This window comes from Paenibacillus alkalitolerans, from assembly GCF_016482785.1.
Classification (GTDB): domain Bacteria; phylum Bacillota; class Bacilli; order Paenibacillales; family YIM-B00363; genus Paenibacillus_AE; species Paenibacillus_AE alkalitolerans.
In genome coordinates, this window is record NZ_JAEMXM010000020.1 from 37,027 (window position 1) to 59,139 (window position 22,113).

A 22,113-nucleotide genomic window follows, 5' to 3' on the forward strand; every position below is an offset into this window, starting at 1 on the left:
CTCTTGTTCCATTTTTGCTTGATAAAATTCAAAGATCTGCCGGTTTCCTATTTATGAAAACAACAGATCTTTGATTTTTATCCATGTAAAATAAAGATGATGGGCATTCAACCCGCCCTCACGCCACACCACCGACGATCAACGTCTAAGGTTCCATCGAACCCACAGCATGGCCGAGTGCCTACAGTGATAAAGGTGCAGTAGACATTACCTATAAATAAAACCGTTTACATAGTTTTTTCCTATATAATTCGAATACGAAGTAACTATTTAGTCGAGGTACTTGCTCTTATGCTCTGCTTTCGTAGTAATATTCCTCTTGTTTATTTCTTTTTTTGCGTTTTGCATTATTGAGAACGACACCCAGAAGTCTCGCTTTTACATGTTCTAATTGTTCTTTCACCTTAACGACAGAATCGCGCTTAGCTTTACCTGCATTCACAACGAGGATAACTCCGTCGCATTTCGCGGCTGCAATCTGCGCATCCGTAACGGTTAAAGCAGGCGGCGTATCGATAATAATAACGGAATATCTCTCTTTCAACTCATCCAGCATTTCCGTGAAGTTATTGGATGAGAGCATTTCCGACGGATTCGGAGGAACAGGTCCCGAAGTGATCACCCATAAATTGTCGATGTGCGTTTCCTGAATCATTTCATTAACGCGATATTGTTTGACGATAATATTGGAAAGCCCCCCACGATTATGCTTGCTAAAGATGTTATGAATGCTCGGTTTGCGAAGATCCGCATCAATCAGCACTACGCTTTTCCCTGCTTGAGCGAAAGCCACCGCCATATTAACCGCCGTTGTAGTTTTGCCTTCTTGCGGCTTCGCCGAAGTAATCACAATCGACTTCAAATCATCATCGAAAGAAGAAAACTCGATGTTCGTTCGTAGCGCGCGATAGGATTCCGCGATGAATGATTTCGGATTGATGTCCATGATCAGCGGGTATTTATGAGTTAACTGTCGCATATGGCGCTCCCTCCACTTCCTGCTTGCTTAGATTTTTGTGCCGTGGAACCAAGTCATTCTTCGTGATCACAGCAACGACCGCAAACGTCGGTACTCCAAGGATTTGGGCAATATCAGCTTCGCTCTTGACGGTATCATCCAAATATTCAAGTAGGAATGCGATCCCGACCGATATCATTAGCGAAACGATAAAGCTCATCATAATATTTACAATCGGGTTCGGAGAAACGTCATACGCAATCTTCGCCTCGCTAAGAATCTCCACGTTGTCCACACTCATAATGCTTGGGATCGTTTCTTTAAATACCGATGCCACTGCATTAACCGTGTTTATGGCGTTATCATAAGAATCATCTTGAATGGATAACGTCATTACTTGTGAATTATTAACTGTTCTCACTTCAATTCTTCCTATCAATTGTTCCGCTGTTAACCTTAGCTCTGGATGCTGCTCCACAACCCGGTCCATCACCGCATTCGTCTTTATAATCTCCTTGTATGTATTGACCAATTGAATATTTAAATTGACTTCATTAAGACTTAGCTGTCCCATCAATTCATTGCTTTCTTTAGAATGATTTACGATTATCTTTGAATATGATTGATATACCGGATTAGTGAAGTAGTAACTATATATGCCTGTCGTTACACATGCGGCAATTATACAGACCGCGATGAGCCACAGCCTTTTCCACAAAATCGCGACATAATCCTTAAGTCCCATTGACGACTCCATCATGATCCTTTAATTTCCTCCCTAATAGGCCTAATTTCTATTTACCAATTGATGAAAAAATAGGATTTCTTCTTTGGTTTAACCGGCAATAATTTTTCAATGGGAAGGTCTGACGCTAGACGTTCCGAGTTATTCATGTAATACTCTCTATACTCCCGCCCCAATGCTTTATCCACTGCCTCATAAGCTTCGCTGAGTAGAAATCCGCGGTTAGAAACGTTATGTGCATCGGAAGCTATGAAATGAATCAAATGCCGCTTGCATAGTTCAAAACATAATTCTTGAAGCTTCTTCCCCCTCTTGCCCGCTATAGAATGTGACGTTAACTGACATAAGGCTCCCCGATCGACTAGATCGGACAATCTACCCGGATCGTTCAAGATTACGAAATTCCGTTCCGGGTGTGCGATGATTGGAATGAACCCGATCATTTGAATTTGTTCAATCAAGCGATATATTTGAACAGGCATTTGCATGGCAGGCAGCTCAAGCAACAAATATTTGCTTCCGGCAAGCGTAAGCAGCCTCCCTTCCTGGCAATCTTTAAGACATTGGCCATAAACTCGTATTTCTTGCCCAGAATAGATGTGGAGAGGGATGTTTTCCAGAGCCAGCGCCTGGTTCAATCGTTCAATAGCGCCAATAACTTGATCCGGCTCATTCCAATGGAATCCGTCGGAGTGATGAGGAGTGGCAATGACGCTGTGAATTCCTTGTGCTACAGCTTGCCGAGCCATCTCGATCGATTGGTTTACATCTTGAGCTCCGTCGTCTAGTCCAGGTAAAATGTGGCAGTGGATATCGATCATTTCATGCTTTCCTTCCGCACAATCATTACCGATTACGAAAAAAGTAGGATTGTTTTGAATTGTGATATTAATGTAAGCATTCCGATACTTTATGTATCATTTTCAATTTACAATCTTACTTTATGATACGGATAGTATCATGTCAAGCAAATTTTTTTTCGGTTTTGTCGTTTTTTCTCGAAAGCGCATTCACTAGCCATTTCTTCTCAAACGTTCATTTCCGTTTGATACCTCAATAACTTGCCAAACACTCCTTGATCTTCTTTAGAAAGTTGCTGGTAACCGCCTTGCTGAATGATATTGCCGTCTTCAAGCACAATCACTTGATCGGCGTTCCGAATCGTCGAAAGACGATGAGCAATGACAATAATGGTCATTTCACCTTTAAGTCTGTTAAGAGCCTCTTGTATTATCTTTTCATTCTCTGTGTCTAATGAACTTGTGGGCTCATCCAGCACAAGAATGGAAGGTTTCCTCAGAATCGCCCTAGCCAGTATTAACCGTTGTCTTTCGCCTCCGGAAAGCCTCACGCCGCGGTCACCAATCTCGGAATCAAGGCCAAGCGGAAGACGTTTGATAAACTCATCCGCAGCGGAAAACTTTAATGCATTCCATAACTGTTCTTCGCTCGCATTCGGACTGACAATCATCAGGTTTTCCCTAATCGTTGTATGGAACAGGAACGGGTCCTGCGATACATATCCCATCGACCTCCTGAACGAAAGCACCGTTTCATCCGTTAGTGGCACTCCATCAACCAAGACTTCCCCGCTTTCAGGCTGCATAAGTCCCATCAGCGCATCAATTAAGGTACTCTTGCCGGCGCCGGATTTACCGACGATAGCTGTCATCCGGTTTGCCGGAATGTACAAATGAATATTTTTTAGCGCATAAGATTGTTGGCTCCGATCATATCGGAAATAAACGCTCCGGCACTCAATCCCTTCTTTAATCTGGAACGGATTCGAACTGCTTGAGTGTTCTAACGTTCGCAATTCCGCAGCACTCTCGCATTCTTGTTGCAAATCGACCAAGTTCTTGAATGCGGGAATCGTGGATGCAATTTGTTCCATATTTGATTGTATTCCTGTAAACCTTGGCCATAAGCGGGAAAAGAGAATAATAATGATCATCAACTGACCGGCTTGCGCGTGGAATGCTTCCAAGGACACATAAATAAATAATCCGATCAATATCGCCGATGACACTTTATACAATAATTGTGAATTTGTTTGAACTTTTACTTGTTTGATTACGTTCGATTCAATATCATGATTCAGTTTGCGAAACCAGGAAATATGTGATTGTTCCAGCATATTGCTCTTAATATCTTTGATCCCGTTCAATTGGTCGTTGATTCCGGCGTAATAGCTCTTCGCCAGCTCCGTCGTTTGATCTCCATATTCTTTAGAATGTTCAATAAATTTCCTCGAAAGAAAAGCCAGCAATAACCCGCATATGAGGATTAACAGAGTCATCCGGGCGGATATCCACAATGCTATGCCAATCTGAATCGCCATGAAAGTCATTGATGTTGCCAATCGTAAAAAGAGAGTCGTGCCGTGATTCACTCTGCCGAGCTCAGAAGTCAAGATATGCTGAAAATCAGACTTTCTTTTCTTTAGGTGGAAAATCCAGCTTGCCTTCAATAAAGCCTGATAAATTTCTATTCTTAAAAAACGCATAAAACCTTGTTGAATATTAGCATCCAGCACGGATTGATTCTTTTGCAATAATGCTTGAGCTGTGATGAGGATTATATAGCTTCCTAAAATTACGGGTAGATGAAGAGTGGCAGTTACAGCTTGCAATACTGTATTCATCGTTGCAATGAGTGAACCATTTCCCATATTCACATCGAATAAACCAATCAAACCGAGCATGGGAACAAGCAGTAAGACCCCAATCCCTTCCAATAAACTTATTAATATCATGCAGAATAAATTCACATATAATTTAGTGCCGGCAAAAGCATGCATTTTTTTCACGAACAGAAGGATGTTTGCCATACTTCCCTCCCCTTAGGCTTGCGTTCTATGTTTCATTTGCCGCCAAAACCATAAAAACGGACGTAACGGGAAATAAATAAAGTGCAAAGCCTTCGGCAGCGGCAACAGCTCCGCATCATAAGAACTTGGATGAAGTCTGCTAATTAAAAATATATATTTTTGAGTTAATGGTAATAGCGAGAAAGAATATCGCTTAAAGCGGCCGGCAAAATGTTTAGGGGGTGGGTATGAATCTAACTTTTCTTTTATGAAAACAATCGATTGTTGCGCTAATTTAACAGGACGCCTGACATACGCCATTGAATTCATTTGCTGTGTAAGCGGCGTATTCAGCAGCTGAGAAGCTAATAATAACGCTTGCCCGCCAATATGAAGACTACGATGCTTTTTAAGTAAAATACGAACATTTTCCCACTTAAGCCCACGCCGCACCATACGGTCAACGTCGACTAACCAACGAAGCCGAAACCAACCGTGTCGGGCTCCGTGGGAAGTAAGATATAGAAATAAGTCTTCCTCGCCAAGAAAATAAACCGGTTCAGTTGTAAGAAAACTGCGGTTCTTGCGTTCCCAAAGTTCTTTAAAATGGGGTTCACTTCCGAGTTCCGAATATAACCTCCAGTGAAGTTCAACTAATATACCTTTTTGGGGGTGGAAATAACTTACATGGTGAATTTTCCACTTCCAATCGCCTAATATACGAGGAAAATTACTCTTCGATTCGTAACCATGAGCGGACAGCATTTGTTCCGCTTTCTCAACGTCATCTACATTAACCAAAATATCCAAATCTTTAGATGTTCGAAGCGAGATATCCCCGTATAAAGTTTCAGCAAGCACCGGCCCTTTTAACATAAGCGAAAATATTCCGTTTTCGTTAAAAGCTCTGCATATTTTCTCCATTTCTCCGCTTAAATGAAGCATTTGGAACGTATTCCTTGTGTAATCGGAATGAAGAGCTTGCATAATTTTCACAGGAATCAGCTCTTGATCTACTACTTTCCTCAATTTTAGATACATCAGTGGGTATACCCGATGATGCCTGACAAGCTCCAGAAACCGGTTCCAGTCGATATCCGTTAGTTTATCCTTTATTCTTTCAGAAATGTTCGTTTCATCGCCTTCTTGCAGCAATGCAAGAAGCAATGTTAACTCCTTTGGAAAATCACTAAGATCGAGACCGGACTCACGATTCATGCTCTTTCTATTCCCCTTCTGACCGCATGTGCATTCAATTGTTTCCCGAACTTTCCTACCACTGTGAACTTATTCATTTGCTCGTATCCGGTGATATATAAACGGCCGCTTCGCAGCCAGGCGTGAGCCGTCATTTGGCCAGAGCTGTCCTTGGCGGTTCCTAAATACAACGTGCTTTCGATACCTCTTCGTTCCAACATCTTCATGGCGGCAATCGCCATCACCATGCACTTGCTTTCCCAGACGGTATGGCGGCTCATCGTTCGAACCGCATATGAGATTGCACGCAGTGTCGGTTCATTATTCGGGTCATGAGTATGCGGCGTTTCCAACATGGAGGCGCCTAAGGACGGTGCGACTTTGGAAAACGGCAAGCTCTTCAATATACGCGCCCACGCCAAGTAAAAGAAGGCTTCTATGAATAGTTTGCGCTTTGATGGGGGGAGGTAGATCCATTTCTTCACTTTGGTCCACATAGATTAGGCACTTACCGCTTCCTCAAGTTGAATCAAACTTTCCTTATATAACTTTGTGACGAAGGAAAGCACCTGCCGCTCGCACAATTCCCGTTCAACTTCATACTCCGAAACAAGTGTGTCGACGATCTGGCTAACAGCTATCGGCGATGCCGCCAATCCCCAAATCCTGCCGCCCACTTTGCCAAGATTATAATATTTACCGGTTTGGACGCTCATCATCACTTTGTCGCCGTCCATATCGCTTACCAAATACCCGCTGCTTTGGAAAATCGTATCGTTTAAAGAAACCCTAAGATTATTCATGATTCTCTTACACCCCTTAATCGCTATGATACAATAGGTATCAGTTAATCTCTTGATAATAATTTATGATACAAATTGTATCGTGTCAAGCAAATTATTATTTAGGTTTTGTCGTTTTTTGGACAGGAATATTGTAAGCGCTGCATTAAAAAGACCCTTATATGGAGTCACCGTACAAGGGCCGTTTTTGCTTCATATGTATCGCATCTTATTTCGGAAATCATTGAATCCGCCAAGTCATGAGCCGTAAATCCGGCAACCGGTCTTCGCAGCCGGAAGAGGCTGGCTCGATGCAACAAGCTGACCGAGGTATTGAAATGCCACTCCGTCAATCCTAGAGATGGAACAACAGATCGGCGGTATGTATGGCGTTGCAAGACGGATATACGCTCAAGCCCTTGAATTCGGCTGACCCCAATCTGTTCATCTTGCGTCTTGACAAGTTCAAATATGCCGGCAAGCGGCAGCGGCTCGGAATAAAATCGGGAATGTACCGGCACCGCAAACTTGTTTTCCCTCTCGAATAGAGGCTGATAGTCCGCGAGCTCCATCCCAAGCCGATCGATACTGTCCTGCCACAGCTTTTGGCGCGGGTAAGACGGCATAACCATAGGGATGTTATCTTGAGTAAGCGTTACCGCAATGACGTCGTCACTCAGAAGCCGGTAACCCCGGTTCAATAATACGGAAGCAAGCGTGGATTTGCCGGCCCCCGAATCGCCGACTACAGCATAAGCTTTCCCATTAACGGATATAGCACTCCCATGCAAGGGAAGTATTTTTCTCTGCAGCAATATAACGCCTATACACGTGCCAAGAATGTACAGACGCATCTTCGCCGGATCGGATCCCTCTGCGGGAGAAACCTCGATGGTTTCACCGTCTCGAATGCAAAAAGTACCCACATCGGGCAGTTGAAACATAACGATATTATCTTTGACGACGATTTTTTTTTGTTGTCCGGAAATCTGCCGCCATAGCCCGGTCAAATCGGCTTCTCTTATATGAACATCTGCAATTTCGTCATCACGGCACTGCTGCCCCTGCAGCTCAGGCAGAGGAATATCGCTTGATATTGTTAATCCGAAAGCTTTGTACACAGCCATCTTTTCCGTATCGATCATCCTCATCACTCCAACCGGCCGGCAATATAAAAGTCCTGCCCTTATACAATCAATCGAATGTATAAGGGCAGCGCGCAGCAAATCCTGATCAGTAGCATGAACTAGCTATAATTTACCATTTCATCATCATCAGGCTGTACCGCGTCAGGTATTGCTTTTCCCGGACCTGCCATTGTCATCTTGACATCGAGCACTTCCAATTCCGGCGCTTCCCACGTCTTTTTCATGTTTCTCACCTCCTTGTATGGTCAAAACTCTATAGGCAAGGCATAAGCCTCGACTAACATTACGCAAACTTCTTCATAAACCGGTAAAATATCAAGCTTCGCATCGCAACTTTAAAATCGGCGTCGAATATGTAACTGGATTGCGGTCCTGACTGCAGCTTTGAAACAGCTTCTTTAAACACCTTCATATTGATGTAGCGGGAAATTTCCGCATCCGAGCCAAGCCGCTGCAGCTCATCCATGAATGCGCCCCAGGACGGCTTCATCCGGTGGATCCCATCTGCGCCTTGTACGCCGCGGCTCTTGACGTTCAACCTCACTTCGTCGGGCAGCAAATTTTTCATAGACCTTCGGATCAACGACCTGCCTACTCCATCCTGGAAAAATTGATCCTCCGGCACCGACAAACAGAACTTAATGACCCGCAAATCATTGGTCGGGTCGCGTTCCCACATCGAGTAACGCAATGATAATTTGGTTCCAAACGTTCCGTTAATGTTCCAGAAATACAGCTTCTCGAACTGTCTCTTTCTGATCTCGTACGCATTGGAAAGATAAGTCCCGGTTAAATCGATTTGATGCTGCCGCAGTCTGTCGAACACATTCGTTTCTCTTGCAAAATCCGGGTTAATCATTAACGGAAAGCCGTCTTGCTTCTTCAAAGCAAGATGCTGGACGAACGGAAATGCTTTCCTTCCGATCACCGGGAGGAGCCGCGACATTTTTGCGCCTGCAATACCGCTGTGCTGCCGCAGATCGCGGTAAAACTTGATCCATCTCATCTTCCTAAGCAGAATAGCCAAATAATCCAGAGACGGACCCCACGATACGGTCCAATTGCCTCTTTGTCCGTTTAGCAGCATTCCGATTCCTTGCTGATGGGCCGTCTCATATATTCCTTTTATCCAGAAGGAGTTTTCGAAGAATTTATAAGGCATCTCATATATTTCAAGCCAATCGTCCACTTCCGAAAGCGGACTCTTGCCTTTGAAATCCAAGTAATGGTCGCTAATGTTCCCTACATATTGCACCGTGGATCGGATGTACGGCCGCTCGTCGGCGATCCTTCTCCTCGGCGTCCAATCCTCGAAATCGTCAACAGGTACGTAACTGAAGGTATGAAGCTGTTTATTTTCGCGCTGCAATGCTTTGGCGGCAAAACTCACAACCGAGCCCGAGTCCAACCCGCCGCTCAATTGAGCGCCAACTTCACGGTGCGCCCGGATTCGCGAAGTTACGGCGATTCGAAATACGTCGCGAAAAGCTTCTTCATAATCGCCGTTAGACGACAATTTCAGTTTGTCTTCCGCCGCTATGCTGCAATATCTCCTAAACGTTACCTTCCCGTTTATAACCGTTATCGAATGGGAGGGCGGCACTTGTTCTATTTGTTTAAAGACGGTAGACGACGTATCCACCGCATCCGTCGTGACCGGAATCGCAAGAAACTCGGCGATCCACTGCTCGTTCAGCCCCTTGTCTATGTAAGGAAGTGAAAATAACGGCTTGATTACCGTACAAAAAGCGAATCGATGTTGTTCGCGGTAAAAATAAAGAGTTCTGGTTCCGGAAAAATCTCGCGCGCCAAAAAGTTTGCCTTTCCGCTCATCCCAAATCATAAATGCAAAATCGCCGACTAAATACTTCGGGGCTTCTTCACCCCACTTATTGTAAGCGAGTAAAATCAACTCGCTGTCAGCCGTCTTCTTCCGCCGGTCATGCTCCACTTGCAGCAAATCAAATAACTCGGCGCGGTTGTCTATGATCGCATCCGCAGTGATTGCAAGCTTAGTTCTGGGATCGTAATAGGGCAGTATTTCATCAATGGATTCAGGAGTAATCCATTGAACATGACAACCGAGAAAGATCCCCCCGCTAAACCACGTCCCAACTTGATCGGCGGGGTATTTGCGCAAAGCCTGCATCAGCGCTTCTGCATCGCTGGAATTAATGAAAGTTTCATTAAAATTGAGAATACCGGCTATCGCGCTCACGATTCCACCCAGCCTTGTTGTCCGACATTTCGACACATGCCGATACGCACTGTATCTTCATTTTTTGATACATATTGTATCATATCGTTCATTAAAATAAAGCGTCTTATGGAATATTTTTTCACAAACATGCGGAAATGGTTCTAATTGCTGTTGACTTCAGTGCATTTTCATTCAAAATATAGTATCATAAAGAGTGCTTGAATACGTTTTGCGCCTGGATGTAAAAATTAATTATTAAGGTACGAAAAGATTCAAGAATGCACTCGGTAAGCTTCTAATACCTTCGCATAAATCGTGGAACGATCCGCGATTTGGGAAAGAGGCTTGTTTTGCCATACTTGCGGATGACGGGCCATCGCATGAAGCGGGCTCTGTACGGACCGGCGAGAAAGGGGCTCTGCCGATAGCGACACTTGAATGCTGGCGAACATGATATTATTATCACGTTGAATTGCAGGAAATGGCATTTGATCATGGTTTTCCAACGCCAACGCTGCGCGTCAGCGTCCGAAGGAATCTCGGCTTGAAACGATCGACCCGCACTTGTTGTGTCGAGCACCGATCAGCACCTCTCATTCGGGTTACAATTTGATACTATACGTATCTAACTCGGTTGCAATCTCTAATTTATGTTACAGAATGTATCATGTCAAGAGTATTTTGTGACTTTTGTCGTTTTTTATCTAAATATTTAAGCTTGAAAAACTTCTTCGAAGTGCATTTAAGGAGCCGGAACGCGATTAGAGGAAGTTTTTCTTGGAACTAATCATTCACATTTCTGGAGGAATGGGCCTTTGATATGAATACATGCGGTGAACGAATATCTGCGCTTAGGGAGAAGCAAAAGCTTACACAAGAAGAGTTGGCCGGCCGGCTTGATATTTCCCGAGCATCCTTATCGCATTATGAGAAAAACAGAAGAGTACCGGACTATGAAACGCTTCGAAAAATCGCCGACTTCTTTCACGTGACGGTCGATTATTTAATCGGACGCGAGCAGACCGAATCTTCGGTTGCCGATGGCATCAAAGAATTTACGGATAGCCTGGAACTTTCGGACGAAAAAATTTTGGAGAAGTTTTCCCTTACGATTGACGGGAAAGAACTCACGCCTGAAGAAGCCAAGAGATTCATCGCCTTCATTCGGGCCGAAAGATCGCTGAGATAATTTTACGCAAAAGAAGGCCTCCTCTACCGGTTTCAGGTAAGAGCAGGCCTTTATACATTATCGACATTATACGGTCAAACAAGTCATGCAAATCAGCAACGCAGTATTTTCGTACCGGGTATGAAAAAACAGTCGAACCGCCGCGCATGCCGGTTTGTCTGTTTTAGTATGTTTTTCCGTACTATGTACGAAAAATATTAGTACTTTAATTAACAAGGATGCAACGCCATAATAAGGGTAAATACAATTTTGGAAGGATGGAGCGACTGACAATGGACAAATCGGCCGGTCATTCTTTGACAACCCACGGAATCATCACGACGTTGAACGCGATCGGGGGAAAATGGAAGCCGCTCATTTTGTTTATTTTGCTGGAAGACGGGACGAAACGATTCGGAGAATTAAGACGCCTAATTCCTCAAGTTACCCAAGGCATGTTAACCTCCCATCTTCGCGAGCTTGAAAGGGATCAGCTTATCACAAGGGTTATTTATCAAGAGATTCCTCCGCGAGTCGAGTACTCGTTATCCGAACACGGGAAATCGTTGGCCTCGGTTTTGAGAACCATGTGCGACTGGGGTTTCATGCACAGCGAGCAAGTAAAAAGCAGCCGTTCGTTGAATGTCAAATAATTGCACGGCAATCAACTTCAATGCAATAAAAGCCCCAAGGTCTGAAGTCCTTGGGGTGTTCGGTATATCTAGCCTACCTTAATGCTCCGTGAGGCAATACGGCATGCACTCCTTTTATCCCGTTCACCACCTGAGTGATTCTTAAATCTACGACAGAACTGCCTAGAGCGATGGCTTCCACCCTGTTTATTCCATACAAGACGCTCATCAGATTAAGCATCCCATCCATTGCCTGCACCGTTGCCTCATTTAAATCTTCATGAAAACCAAAAGTGATCCAACCGGAGGGCGTATTGGCTAACGGCATGTTAATCTTCATATCTTCACGAACGAACAAAGCCAACTCTACCAATTCCATAGGACATTCAATCGCTTGGCAGCTTATCTCCCCGTCGCCTTGAGCTGCATGACCGTCCCCGGTAGAAAATAAGCAACCATCGACCGGAATCGGTAAGTATAACGTGCTGCCTTTTGTCAACTCCTTGCAGTCCAAGTTTCCGCCGCAGCTTCTTGGAGGCCAAGTAGCATGAATTCCCGGTTCGTCCGGCGGCATCCCGAATATGCCCATGAAAGGGTTTAACGTAACGGAAAATGATCTGTTGTTTACGATTGTCTTTCCAACCATTGCTTTATTATCAATTTCCCATTGCAAAAGGATCTCATCATATTCAGTTAGTCCCAGCTTTTGATTTTGCCAATTCGGATATTTTCCTGCGGATGTGAAACCATAGGGTCCCGGAATAATTTCATTTATCTTTATTTCTAAAGTCATACCCTTCTTGGCGGAATCGATATAAATCGGACCAAACAGGGCATGACCCGTGTCAACTTCCTTTCTTCGTTCAATCGGTTTAATTCTTTTGCCGTCTTCTTTAGAGGGCGTTCCCCAACCTGCATCAAATGTGGTGTACCGGACAATGTCTCCCGATTGAATGGTAAGTACCGGTTTATGATCTTTTGAAAATGATCCGTGAATCGTACTGCGATCGGGTTTCATTTCATAGATTGCCATGTTTGTTTTTACCCCCCTCACGGCAGCTTGCCGATGTACGTCAACTCGCCGGGATCGAGCCCGTCGGCCGCGCCTTCGATGACGCGGCGCACGCCGTCCAACGTTTCCTGCAGCGGCAGCCACTCGCCAGGTATGTCGGTATACGGCTCCGCAACGTAGAACGGCTGTGTAAGAAACGCTTCCAGCCGTTCTCCCCGCCGGTAAGTCGCCGCATCGGCTTCGGACAGATGATCGAGGCCCCTAACGTTCACTAGCGGCCGAAGCTCGCGGTAACGGCGAAGCAGCTTCCGCGCGTTCTGTTGAATCGCTTGGTGGACCGCTTCGAGGTGGGCGCCTTCGAGCACGGTGGAAGTGGAGACGACGGGATCGACCGCGGGATACATCCGGCGAACGGCCATATCCATATCGAACTGCAGCAGCGTATCGAGCGGACCGTAAGGCGCTTCCTGTTCGGGCGCTTCGCCCCGCGAATCCGCGAGGACAATCGTGACGGGGCGCGTCCCCGCTTCCTGCAACCGCTCGCGAAGCGCTAGCAGCTCGCCGGAAAGCACCACCGAACGATCGGCGGCAAGCAGCACGTCGCGCTCCTCTCTTGCAGCCGAGATTTGCGCGTATACTTCCTCCATCGTATCGCAAACCGTTTCCGCCTCCGCTTCGACGCCTTCGATGTCCGGCGCCGTCTCTTGCGGTTTCCAGAATACAGTCGCAAAACCGCGCTTCCTCATCCGGTGCAGCAGTTCGGCTTGCAAGACGAGCTGCCCCATGCCGGGGCGCGCGACGAGACCGACCGTGCCCCCGCGTACGATCGGAGCAAGCAAGTCGAGCGCTTTGATACCGGTTTCCATCATGCCCGCGCCGTTTCCCTTAATGACCAATTCGTCCAACGTACATCCCGCCAAGAAAGCGAGTGTGGCAAGGGTGCGGACTTCTGCGCGCGAGAGCGGGATTTTACCCGTGCACAGATTCGAAACCGTTGCCGGCCGCAGCCCCGCCGCACGGGCCGCCGCCGTCAAATTAGGCACACGGCGCCGGAGGAGAGCAACGTTTAATTGGATATCGTCAAACATTTTCATCACCTATTCCGCCTTAGAGTAACTACAATTACTTTATAGCGTATATAACTGCCGTTAGTCAACCACAATTTTCAAATTTTCCACGCACAAAAAAAAGCGCCTACTCCCCAGGCCGACTCCCCGGTTCGTAAGCACAGTTTTTGTTTTACACCTTCAATGTTGCCTCCGCCGCATCCAACAGCCGGATGAACGCATCGTCGTTCTCCTCGAGATACTCCTCGACCGCCAAAATATCCTCCTCGCTGCCCGACTCGTTCAAAAACAGCAAATTGTATTCCCACTCGCCAGCCTTATCTTTGAAAAGCGTCATTTCGTACGGAAATTTGTGTCCATCCACTTGAAATTCCACCGCTCCCGCATATCCGTCTTGATCCTTGTTCATCCGTGCATTCAACACTGTAATGTTCAACTTCGATCTCCCTTTCCAAAATGAAATCACGCCACAACCTCATCTTCTCCAACGAAACCATAAGAAAAACACGGCTTCCTGCTTGGCCTCGAACCCACTGCTTCAATCGACCCCTTAGGAACTGTACCGGTACAGACGGCATTTTTGCGCATTGTCTTCCAGCTTGTACTGTCACTTTCGCAATTCTGTACCGGTACAGTTCGCAAGGAGAGCGGAAGAGGATACGTTACCCCACTCCCGGACCGCGCGATTCGCGGCATCCGGGAATCCGTTCCTCTATCGAGGGTATTCATAAGACCTCCTTCTTACCGGCGGGTAAGAGGAGGTCTTGATTTATTTTTTATACAATCGAAGGATTTCCGATGCGGCCGATTTCACCATCCGCCGCAATTCAGCCGGTTCCATGACCTCGATGTCCGCGCCGAAGCCGAGCACGATCGCGCATCCGTATTCTATCGCCTGGAAATCGACGCAGACGGTCACCCATCCTTCCTTGTCTTCCTCTACGTTCCCCAGCTTGACAAACCGTGTGCCGGCGAACCGTTCAACAACCGATGCTCTCATCCTCACTTTAGCACCGTATGAAGGCAAATTCATACGGAACTCCGCCGACGACCGTTCCCAGTATGCAGAAAGATCAAACCGTTCCGGCCGGTCAAAACGTTTCCCGCACTCCCTCACCTCCGCCACTCGCGACACGCGATACGTGCGAATTTCACCGTCCACGACGCCCGCAACATACCATGTGTTACCTTTCGCCACAAGGCCTAACGGCTGCAGCTCTCTCTCTACCGTTTCTTCGCCCCGCCGGTAAACGATGCACACTGTCCGCTCGTTCCACACGGCTTCGTAAAGAACAGGCAAATGCGGGAATTTTTCCATCGACTCGCTCCAACCGGCCCCGTCGACATGGATTCGCTCTCTCACCATATCGGCTTCTTTCCTCGTGGAAGGAGGCATACCGTTCATAAACTTGTCCAAAAGAAGGTCCGTTTCCCGCCGCTTACCAAGATCCTCGAACATTCGCGACATCTGCGCCATCAAGAGCAGCCGGATATCGTCCGGATTCAAACCGTTTAGCGTCGTCCGATACCCCTCCGCCAAACGCCATCCGCCTTTATTCCCCCGCTCTGCATATACAGGCACGCCTGCTGCCGCCAACGCTTCCAGGTCGCGCACCACGGTTCGTTCGGACACTTCAAGTCGGCGGGCCAGTTCACGGACGGTCCATTTGCCGCCGCCTTGCATGAGCAATAAAATCGACAAAAGCCGATCGGCACGCATCGCACTCGCCTTCCTTTACTTGGAGAAGGGTCATCGTCAAATCCGAATCCATCCTTCGGGGGCGTTAATCTCCCTTATGATTTTTGCGGGTACTCCGCCGGCTACGACGTTCGGCGGGATATCCTTATTTACAATGCTTCCGGCGGCAATCACAGAGTTTTTTCCGATTGTCACGCCGGGGAGAATGGTGCATCTCGTTCCGATCCACACATTGTCTTCTATGATGATCGGCCTGTGCAACCTGTCAAGGGGTACATCTGCATCCAATTGGTGGTAATCGCTGTCCAAAATACTGGTTCTCGGTCCGATTCTCACATGATTTCCTATATGGATCTCTTTTGTCGCCGCGATTCCGCAGCCGGCATTGATAAACACGTCATCGCCGATAGAAAGCACCGCGCCTTTCTCCACCGTTACTTGCGTGGCCCAAGGAAGCGCTACGACTTTGAAGCCTCTTCCTATCGAAAGCTGCCCGAATTTATTAAGATACATCTTGCCTTTGATTGACGGCAATTCATTAAGTTTATAGCCCAGATTGCCGAATGTCATGAGTCCTCTGAATGCTCTGGCCGCTTTGACGATTTTGTTTTTTATTTGAACCAATGAGTCACACCTCTATGAAAAAAATAATATTTTTATTGTAACACCTCGTTTCTCCAAGTGTATGAGCCGTTCGGCTTATCGTCGCGACTGATGCCCCGATCACAGTTCCCGGTAATATTCGATCATCTCTTGCAAAAAGCGCCGCTCCAATGTCGTTCCCGCTTCGTGGGACAGCCTCTCTTGGAGCACTTCGCTTTCATCGTCCGCGTCCCCGTCGTTATCTCCGTCCCATGTATGATAATAGAGCAGCAGCTCATAATTGCCGATATGCGTATCTTTCAAGTGATTGTCAATCGCCAACGTCACCTCGTCGGCCATCCGCAGCCAATTGAGGAACCGCTCCTCCGACAGCCTCATCATCGGTTTGATTTGCAGATGCAGCCCCGTATCGTAGTCTTCCATCGCCCGTCCGAACGAATGACCGACGCCGTTGCGCATCTTTCTTAACTCATTCAATTCTTTACTGTAATCCTTCAATTTCCCGGGAGCTTCTCCGAACAGTTTCTCGTAGAACCCGATCCGGCTGTTCCAGTCTCCTTTCGTCAGGTGTACCGCATACTCGGAATAATCGTGCGACGGGCGGGACTTCAGCAGCGCCAGGCCGTCGATGGCGCCCGGCGCTCCGATAATGATGCCGGGATTCGACTCGATAGCCAGCGCGCAAATTTTCCGAAGATATATTTCCATGTACCCGTTGATCGCCATCGCCGCCGACAACCGCACCCAGTTGTTGAAATCTTTGAAATCGTGCTCCCATTGTTGGAGGGTGGCGGGAAGACGCTTCATATATTTCTTAGAGGCGGAAAATACGGTTGTCGGTTTCATCCCCTTGTCCGCCTTCTTCACGATGTTTAACGTCCGGTTGGCGGCGAGCATATGAGACCAGTATAAATTATTGATTTCTGTGTGGTGTTTTTTAAAGAGCCGGTAAGCGAACGTGTTTCCGGTGGTGCATTGCCATCTGGGGAACATAGCGACATCCTCTGGACAAAAAATTGTAGGTCTCCCCAATTATGCCCAAAATAGAGCCCGAACACTCAACTCGAGGTTCGGGCTTGCCTTACTTTGTGCTGTAATTTTTGCTTTGCTTTTTGCTTTACTTTTTGCTTTACTTTTTGCTCCACGACTTGCCGCCGTCTTCACTTTCGTACAAGGAATATTTATCGGTCACGATCGCCAACCGGTCGGGATTCGTATGCGATTCGCGGATGCCGAGAGGCAGTTCGCCGTTCAAATCGACTTCCATCGGAGTCCATTTGTTGTAATCGGTTGAACGTTGGAAACCGTTCGCCCCGTACACGATCGCTTCTCCGTTCGACCGGGTTAAGACGATGTAGGCGGGAGCATCGGTGCGCTTGATAACCTCGTTATTGCCGGCGGTCAACTTGTATTCTGTCAGCCCTGCTTCACTTGTCGTCAGCAGCGAAGACCCTCCGGGCGCAACAGCCATCATATAAGCGACCGGTTCGATCGTTCCGGCCAAGCTCCAAGTCTCCCCGCCGTCTTTCGTTTCGTAGATATTGTTTTCCTGCTGATTGGTGAACACGTATAAGTGCTTCGGATCGTTAGGATCCTGCGCGAGCATGTGGGCATCCGGCACATCCGGCTTCGGTGCATTCGGCATCCCGTTCTCGATCGCCGCCCATGTCTCGCCGCCGTCCGTCGACCGCTGCACGAAGCCGTGTCCGGAAATGTAGATGATGTTCGTATCCTCCGCATCGACGAAATAGCCCATCACATCGTTCTGCGCGATCGCGGGAACCGCCCTCGTCCACTTTCCGTCACCGTATTCGTACATCCCGGTATGCGTCCCGATCCACATCGTTTCGCCGTCGGGCGCATACCCGAACGTGTGCGGGTGCGTCGGAGTGTTCACCGTCAACTCTTCTGTTTTGTTCGCGTTCACGACGATCGAGACGACCGCGGCAATTGCGAATAGCCCGATTGCGATACCGAATATCGCTGCGGCTCCGAATTTTGGGCCGCTGCGTTGTTGTTTCGATTTTGCCATGACACCCGTTCCTCTCGATACTTTTACCCAATTGTAAAGAAAATGTCCGCCTCAGGTCAAACTATCCCCCACCTGCAACTTCTTTCACCCGCTATCCCCGTAAATCAGGAACGTTCGTGTACCCCATCCGGCAAATGACCGGGCAGTTTTTCGTATATTCCTCCTCCCCCCGCTCTCCCCTCGACTCTCCCTCATTTATTGCTGTACTTGCTTCCCCACTATCTACACCTAGTTTACCCGTATCTCCTCATTTTCCCACCTCATGCTCTCCCCCTGGCTCAGGTGACCTTGCTCATTTTATTCGGTAGTTATAAATTCCCATAATTAACTTGTTTTTAGAACGTATGTTTGGTATTATCTCAATAGGGAATGTATGTTCGGAGGTGTTGTTTGATGGTTCAATCTCGGGAACCGGCAGTTCAAGGTTTTTTGTCGGAAGAAGATTGCATCGCATATTTTTATCGGATGAAGTGGCCGGACGGCTTTCGCTGTCCCCGCTGCGAGCATAGCCACGCCTATACCGTAAATACCCGCAGATTGCCTCTGTACGAATGCCGGTTTTGCCGCCATCAGACTTCCCTAACTGCAGGCACTGCGATGGAAGGCAGCCGCACACCTCTGCATAAGTGGGCCGTCGCCATGCAGCTTGTGTCCCAACCCGCCAGTATCAATGCGGTTCAGCTTGCCGAGCAAATATGCGTGACGTATAAGACAGCTTGGTCCATGCTGAGGAAGATTCGTCAGGCGATCAGCGACAACGACGCAAAGCAGCCTCTCTCCGGCGCAGTCAGAGCCGGTCCGGCTTTCTATGGCCGTACCACTCGGCAACCGTTCGTCCGGCATCCGCAGGAGCATCCCGTTATGGTTGGCGCAGCTTTTCATTTGAACGGCCAGCCTTCCTACATCAAAGTAAAAACCGTGCCCATGACGCATATGGACGGGAAGTCGATCCTTCGCTCAGGGGAGCATGATTTTGTAGAGCGGCATGTCGAGCCCGAAACTTTTGATGTGAGGATTCTTAAGCGTTTCCGCCTTCACGAAATCAATCTGCTTCCGGAAGTGTTCAAGCAAGCGAAGAAGTGGATCAACCGCACGTTTCACGGAATAGGCGCTAAATATTTGCAAAATTATTTGGACGAGTTTTGTTTCCGCTGCAATCAATCGTACCGCGACATGCCCGTCATGGACGTTCTCTCCGGTATTTGTTTGGCTTCTGCCCCGAGACCGGCAGTTCAATAATATAATGCTGTTGTTATATTGAGTTTCTTCGTGGCATCATTCTGGGCTTTTTTTGGTATTCTTTTGAGCTTCTTTTGAGCTTCTTTTGAGCTTCTTTTGAGCTTCTTTTGAGCTTCTTTTGAGCTTCTTTTGAGTTTCTTTCGAGCTTCTTTCGAGCTTCTTTCGAGCTTCTTTTTGAATTGCTTTCCGAGCCTCTTCCGAATTTCCTGTAAGCTTCTTTTTTGAGTTGCTTTTAAGCTTCTTTTTGAGTTGCTTTCCGAGCCTCTTTTTGAGTTGCTTTCCGAGCCTCTTCGAGTCCTTTTTTAGAGTCTGTTTTTTGAGGTTGTTGTAGTGTGTCTTTCTGAGTGGATGGGAGAGCGAGCGAACACTTTTAAACGAAGGGGATGGTCTCCCTCTCTAAAGCGCATATCAAGCCTGCAATGTATTGGCTCAAACCTTAAGTTTGTAATATCATAATAAGCACGGAGTCGATTTCTTAGATTTTGAGGTTGTTGCTGTGTTTCTTACTGAGTGGATGGGAGAGCGAGCGAACATTTTTCGAAGAAAGGGATGATCTCCCCCCGCACCCTAGAGTAAAAAAGACCCGCGCCGAATTGGCGCAGGCCGTAAGATCGCTAAAGCTCTATACGTACGGAATCGGATCCTTCAAGCCGGCCTCCGCAAAGCCTTTCAGCCGGAGCACGCACGAATCGCAGACACCGCAAGCAAACTCCTTGCCGTTGTAGCACGAAGTCGTGAGATGGTACGGCACGCCGAGACGAGTCCCTTCGCGAATAATGTCCGCCTTCGATAATAAGATCAACGGCGTTTCCACCCGGAACCGCTGCCCCTGCACGCCCGCCTTTGTCCCGAGCTCGACCGTCCGTTCGAACTGTTCGATGAACTCCGGGCGGCAATCCGGGTAACCGCTGTAATCAAGCGCGTTGACGCCGATGTAGAGCGCTTCGGCTCCCGACGCTTCGGCGTAAGAAGCCGCGATCGATAGGAACAATAGGTTGCGTCCCGGCACATACGTCACCGGAATGTCTTTGCCGCCGGGAAGCGCGCCTTCTAAAGACGATCCGTTCTTCAACACTGGAACGTCGATCGCGGAGTCGGTCAATGCGCTGGCGCCGAACTCGCGCAGGAACGGCAAATCGATGATCTTGTGCTGCCCCGACACGCCGTAAAACCGCGCAACCGCCCGCGCGTTATTGATTTCGATCCGGTGGCGCTGCCCGTAATCGAACGTGATCGGGTAAATATCGTACCCCGCTTCCTTCGCAAACCCCATACACGTAGTGCTGTCCAATCCGCCGCTTAAAATAACGACCGCTTTCTTACCCGACATAGGCTTCATCCGACCTCCTCAATTATACACCCCGCCTTGCGGGGAACCATCTCTCTCTTAAACCGCCCCGCGTCACGGGATCCTATTCCTCTACTACACACCCGGCATCGCGGGTCCCTATTCCTCTGCTACACACCCGGCATCGCGGGTCCCTATTCCTCTATTACACGCCTCGCGTCGCGGGATCCCAAATGATTTTGTGCAGCTGCATGTTCAGCTTCACGCCGGACAAGCCGCGCGCAAGCATCAGCTCGACCAGCCGCCGCGGCGGCATCGTCTCCCATACCGGGCTGAAGAGCGGCAAAGCCTTCGTCGGATACCGTTCGAGCACGCGAACAGCTTCTTCGAAGTCACGCTCGCTGCCGATGACGAACTTCAGCTCGTCGCATTCCCGAAGCAGCGCGAGGTTGCCGGCGATCATCCGCTGCGACTCGCCAGAGTCGGACAGCTTCCAATCGCATACGTACCGCACTTTCGGGGAATCGACGCCGGACAAGAACGGTGCAAGGTCGATCGCGCCGTTCGTCTCGACGTGGATGTCCGTCAGCTGTTCCATTGCGGCCAACGCGCGGAGCAGCGATGCGGACGTTTCGCCATATAGCAGCGGTTCCCCTCCCGTGAAGCATAGATTGCGCGACCGGTACCGCGCAACCTCGGCGACGATCTCGGGGATCGTCATCGTATATTCCGCTTCGGCGGGCGGATAAGAGTACTTCGTATCGCACCAAGTACACCGGAGATTGCAGCCGAACAACCGCACGAAGACGGTAGGGAAGCCTGCGCGGGTTCCTTCTCCCTCCACCGTTTCGAATATCTCCACCATCGGGATGCGTCGCGCGGAACCTTTTGCCTCCTCCCGCTTACTCATCTTGCTCCTCCATCATATCCTTCGTCACTTCGGCAAAGCTTGTCGGCGTCTCCCACAGCCTGATTTTCTCCAACTCCACGCGCGGGGACCAGCCTTCGGCCGACAGCGCACCCCGGATTTCCTCGAACATCCAGACGACCATATTTTCGGCAGTCGTATTCATCGGCGGGAGCACTTCGTTGATATACCGGTGATCGAGCACGTCGATGACGCGGTCCTTCGCAATCCGCTTCATGTCGGCGAAATCGATCGCGATGCCGCGATCGTCGGTTCGCCCGATCATCGTTACTTCAAGATGGTACGTGTGGCCGTGCAAGCTTTTGCACTTGCCTTCATAGCAAAACAAATGATGCGCACTGTCGAACGAAAACCGCTTGGAGAGGCGCACTCGTTTATTATGGTATTTGAGCTGCTCCGGCCGGATGTCGATCCCCAGCTGCTGCACTTTCCGCGGAATGTCGTAGCTCATAAGATCACCTTCAGTCAAATTACTTGTTTGTAAGAACGTCCTTTATGTTATCAAAAATACATTCTATTATAGCATGCCGGAAATTATATCTACAATGCACGCGGAATGCTTCCTTCCAACATTTTTGCGGTGTTCCGGACGGTTTTTTGCTTGAG

23 protein-coding genes are annotated in these 22,113 nt (G+C 48.2%); 3 read left to right on the top strand and 20 right to left on the bottom strand.

Annotation, left to right across the window (positions count from 1 at the left end; all coding sequences use genetic code 11):
• Nucleotides 1-289: 289 nt before the first annotated feature.
• From JET16_RS23155 to JET16_RS23200, 10 genes are all read right to left on the bottom strand, one after another.
• Nucleotides 290-979 carry a CpsD/CapB family tyrosine-protein kinase gene (locus JET16_RS23155; RefSeq protein WP_199620963.1) on the bottom strand — a complete coding sequence of 230 codons (690 nt, stop codon included), beginning with the start codon at nucleotides 977-979 and terminating at the stop codon, nucleotides 290-292.
• A complete protein-coding gene (locus JET16_RS23160; RefSeq protein WP_233532121.1) occupies nucleotides 960-1,718 on the bottom strand; it encodes a YveK family protein in 759 nt (252 codons plus the stop codon). Before JET16_RS23160 ends, JET16_RS23155 begins: the two co-directional genes overlap by 20 nt.
• Before the next feature lie 38 nt (nucleotides 1,719-1,756).
• Nucleotides 1,757-2,524 (bottom strand): tyrosine-protein phosphatase, encoded by a 768-nt coding sequence (locus JET16_RS23165; protein ID WP_199620966.1) that lies wholly within the window; start codon nucleotides 2,522-2,524, stop codon nucleotides 1,757-1,759.
• 206 nt (nucleotides 2,525-2,730) lie between these two features.
• Nucleotides 2,731-4,533: an ABC transporter ATP-binding protein gene (locus JET16_RS23170; protein ID WP_199620970.1), complete on the bottom strand. Its 1,803-nt coding sequence runs from the start codon at nucleotides 4,531-4,533 to the stop codon at nucleotides 2,731-2,733.
• A gap of 12 nt (nucleotides 4,534-4,545) precedes the next feature.
• A complete protein-coding gene (locus JET16_RS23175; RefSeq protein WP_199620972.1) occupies nucleotides 4,546-5,730 on the bottom strand; it encodes a nucleotidyltransferase domain-containing protein in 1,185 nt (394 codons plus the stop codon).
• The gene (locus JET16_RS23180) at nucleotides 5,727-6,206 is read right to left on the bottom strand and encodes a lasso peptide biosynthesis B2 protein (RefSeq protein ID WP_199620975.1); all 480 of its coding nucleotides are present in this window, start codon (nucleotides 6,204-6,206) and stop codon (nucleotides 5,727-5,729) included. The genes JET16_RS23175 and JET16_RS23180 overlap by 4 nt, the downstream gene beginning before the upstream one ends.
• Before the next feature lie 3 nt (nucleotides 6,207-6,209).
• Nucleotides 6,210-6,512: a lasso peptide biosynthesis PqqD family chaperone gene (locus JET16_RS23185; protein ID WP_199620978.1), complete on the bottom strand. Its 303-nt coding sequence runs from the start codon at nucleotides 6,510-6,512 to the stop codon at nucleotides 6,210-6,212.
• Between the two features lie 167 nt (nucleotides 6,513-6,679).
• Nucleotides 6,680-7,636 (bottom strand): phosphoenolpyruvate carboxykinase (ATP), encoded by a 957-nt coding sequence (locus JET16_RS23190; protein WP_199620981.1) that lies wholly within the window; start codon nucleotides 7,634-7,636, stop codon nucleotides 6,680-6,682.
• Between the two features lie 101 nt (nucleotides 7,637-7,737).
• Entirely contained in the window at nucleotides 7,738-7,863 is a 126-nt protein-coding gene (locus tag JET16_RS23195) for a paeninodin family lasso peptide (protein ID WP_199620984.1), read from the bottom strand.
• Nucleotides 7,864-7,922: 59 nt separating this feature from the next.
• Nucleotides 7,923-9,857, bottom strand: coding sequence for an asparagine synthase-related protein (locus JET16_RS23200; RefSeq protein WP_199620987.1), 1,935 nt, complete (start codon nucleotides 9,855-9,857; stop codon nucleotides 7,923-7,925).
• An 802-nt stretch (nucleotides 9,858-10,659) separates the two neighbouring features.
• Between JET16_RS23200 and JET16_RS23205 the strand changes: the two genes are divergently transcribed.
• Both JET16_RS23205 and JET16_RS23210 read left to right on the top strand, forming a co-directional pair.
• On the top strand, nucleotides 10,660-11,028 hold the full coding sequence (locus JET16_RS23205; protein ID WP_199620990.1) for a helix-turn-helix domain-containing protein: 369 nt from the start codon (nucleotides 10,660-10,662) through the stop codon (nucleotides 11,026-11,028).
• Nucleotides 11,029-11,300: 272 nt separating this feature from the next.
• Nucleotides 11,301-11,660: a winged helix-turn-helix transcriptional regulator gene (locus JET16_RS23210; protein WP_199620993.1), complete on the top strand. Its 360-nt coding sequence runs from the start codon at nucleotides 11,301-11,303 to the stop codon at nucleotides 11,658-11,660.
• A gap of 73 nt (nucleotides 11,661-11,733) precedes the next feature.
• Here the strand turns inward: JET16_RS23210 and JET16_RS23215 are convergent, their stop codons facing one another.
• The 7 genes from JET16_RS23215 to JET16_RS23245 form a co-directional block, all read right to left on the bottom strand.
• Complete coding sequence (locus JET16_RS23215; RefSeq protein ID WP_199620995.1) at nucleotides 11,734-12,672, bottom strand: acetamidase/formamidase family protein; 939 nt, start codon at nucleotides 12,670-12,672, stop codon at nucleotides 11,734-11,736.
• Nucleotides 12,673-12,689: 17 nt separating this feature from the next.
• Nucleotides 12,690-13,739 carry an ATP synthase beta subunit C-terminal domain-containing protein gene (locus JET16_RS23220; RefSeq protein WP_199621075.1) on the bottom strand — a complete coding sequence of 350 codons (1,050 nt, stop codon included), beginning with the start codon at nucleotides 13,737-13,739 and terminating at the stop codon, nucleotides 12,690-12,692.
• Nucleotides 13,740-13,890: 151 nt separating this feature from the next.
• Entirely contained in the window at nucleotides 13,891-14,154 is a 264-nt protein-coding gene (locus tag JET16_RS23225) for a hypothetical protein (RefSeq protein ID WP_199620997.1), read from the bottom strand.
• Between the two features lie 333 nt (nucleotides 14,155-14,487).
• Nucleotides 14,488-15,438, bottom strand: a complete 951-nt coding sequence (locus tag JET16_RS23230; protein ID WP_199621000.1) for a helix-turn-helix transcriptional regulator — start codon at nucleotides 15,436-15,438, stop codon at nucleotides 14,488-14,490.
• A gap of 36 nt (nucleotides 15,439-15,474) precedes the next feature.
• Nucleotides 15,475-16,041: an acyltransferase gene (locus JET16_RS23235; protein WP_233532124.1), complete on the bottom strand. Its 567-nt coding sequence runs from the start codon at nucleotides 16,039-16,041 to the stop codon at nucleotides 15,475-15,477.
• A 99-nt stretch (nucleotides 16,042-16,140) separates the two neighbouring features.
• Nucleotides 16,141-17,013, bottom strand: a complete 873-nt coding sequence (locus tag JET16_RS23240) for a hypothetical protein (RefSeq protein ID WP_199621002.1) — start codon at nucleotides 17,011-17,013, stop codon at nucleotides 16,141-16,143.
• Between the two features lie 136 nt (nucleotides 17,014-17,149).
• Nucleotides 17,150-18,052: a WD40/YVTN/BNR-like repeat-containing protein gene (locus tag JET16_RS23245; protein WP_199621004.1), complete on the bottom strand. Its 903-nt coding sequence runs from the start codon at nucleotides 18,050-18,052 to the stop codon at nucleotides 17,150-17,152.
• A gap of 393 nt (nucleotides 18,053-18,445) precedes the next feature.
• Between JET16_RS23245 and JET16_RS23250 the strand changes: the two genes are divergently transcribed.
• Nucleotides 18,446-19,291, top strand: coding sequence for an IS1595 family transposase (locus JET16_RS23250; protein ID WP_199621006.1), 846 nt, complete (start codon nucleotides 18,446-18,448; stop codon nucleotides 19,289-19,291).
• A gap of 622 nt (nucleotides 19,292-19,913) precedes the next feature.
• Here JET16_RS23250 and queC read toward each other — a convergent pair.
• From queC to queD, 3 genes are all read right to left on the bottom strand, one after another.
• Nucleotides 19,914-20,621, bottom strand: a complete 708-nt coding sequence (gene queC / locus JET16_RS23255; protein ID WP_199621080.1) for a 7-cyano-7-deazaguanine synthase QueC — start codon at nucleotides 20,619-20,621, stop codon at nucleotides 19,914-19,916.
• A 163-nt stretch (nucleotides 20,622-20,784) separates the two neighbouring features.
• Complete coding sequence (locus JET16_RS23260; protein WP_199621008.1) at nucleotides 20,785-21,489, bottom strand: 7-carboxy-7-deazaguanine synthase QueE; 705 nt, start codon at nucleotides 21,487-21,489, stop codon at nucleotides 20,785-20,787.
• A complete protein-coding gene (queD, locus tag JET16_RS23265; RefSeq protein ID WP_199621011.1) occupies nucleotides 21,482-21,958 on the bottom strand; it encodes a 6-carboxytetrahydropterin synthase QueD in 477 nt (158 codons plus the stop codon). Before queD ends, JET16_RS23260 begins: the two co-directional genes overlap by 8 nt.
• Between the last annotated feature and the right edge of the window lie 155 nt (nucleotides 21,959-22,113).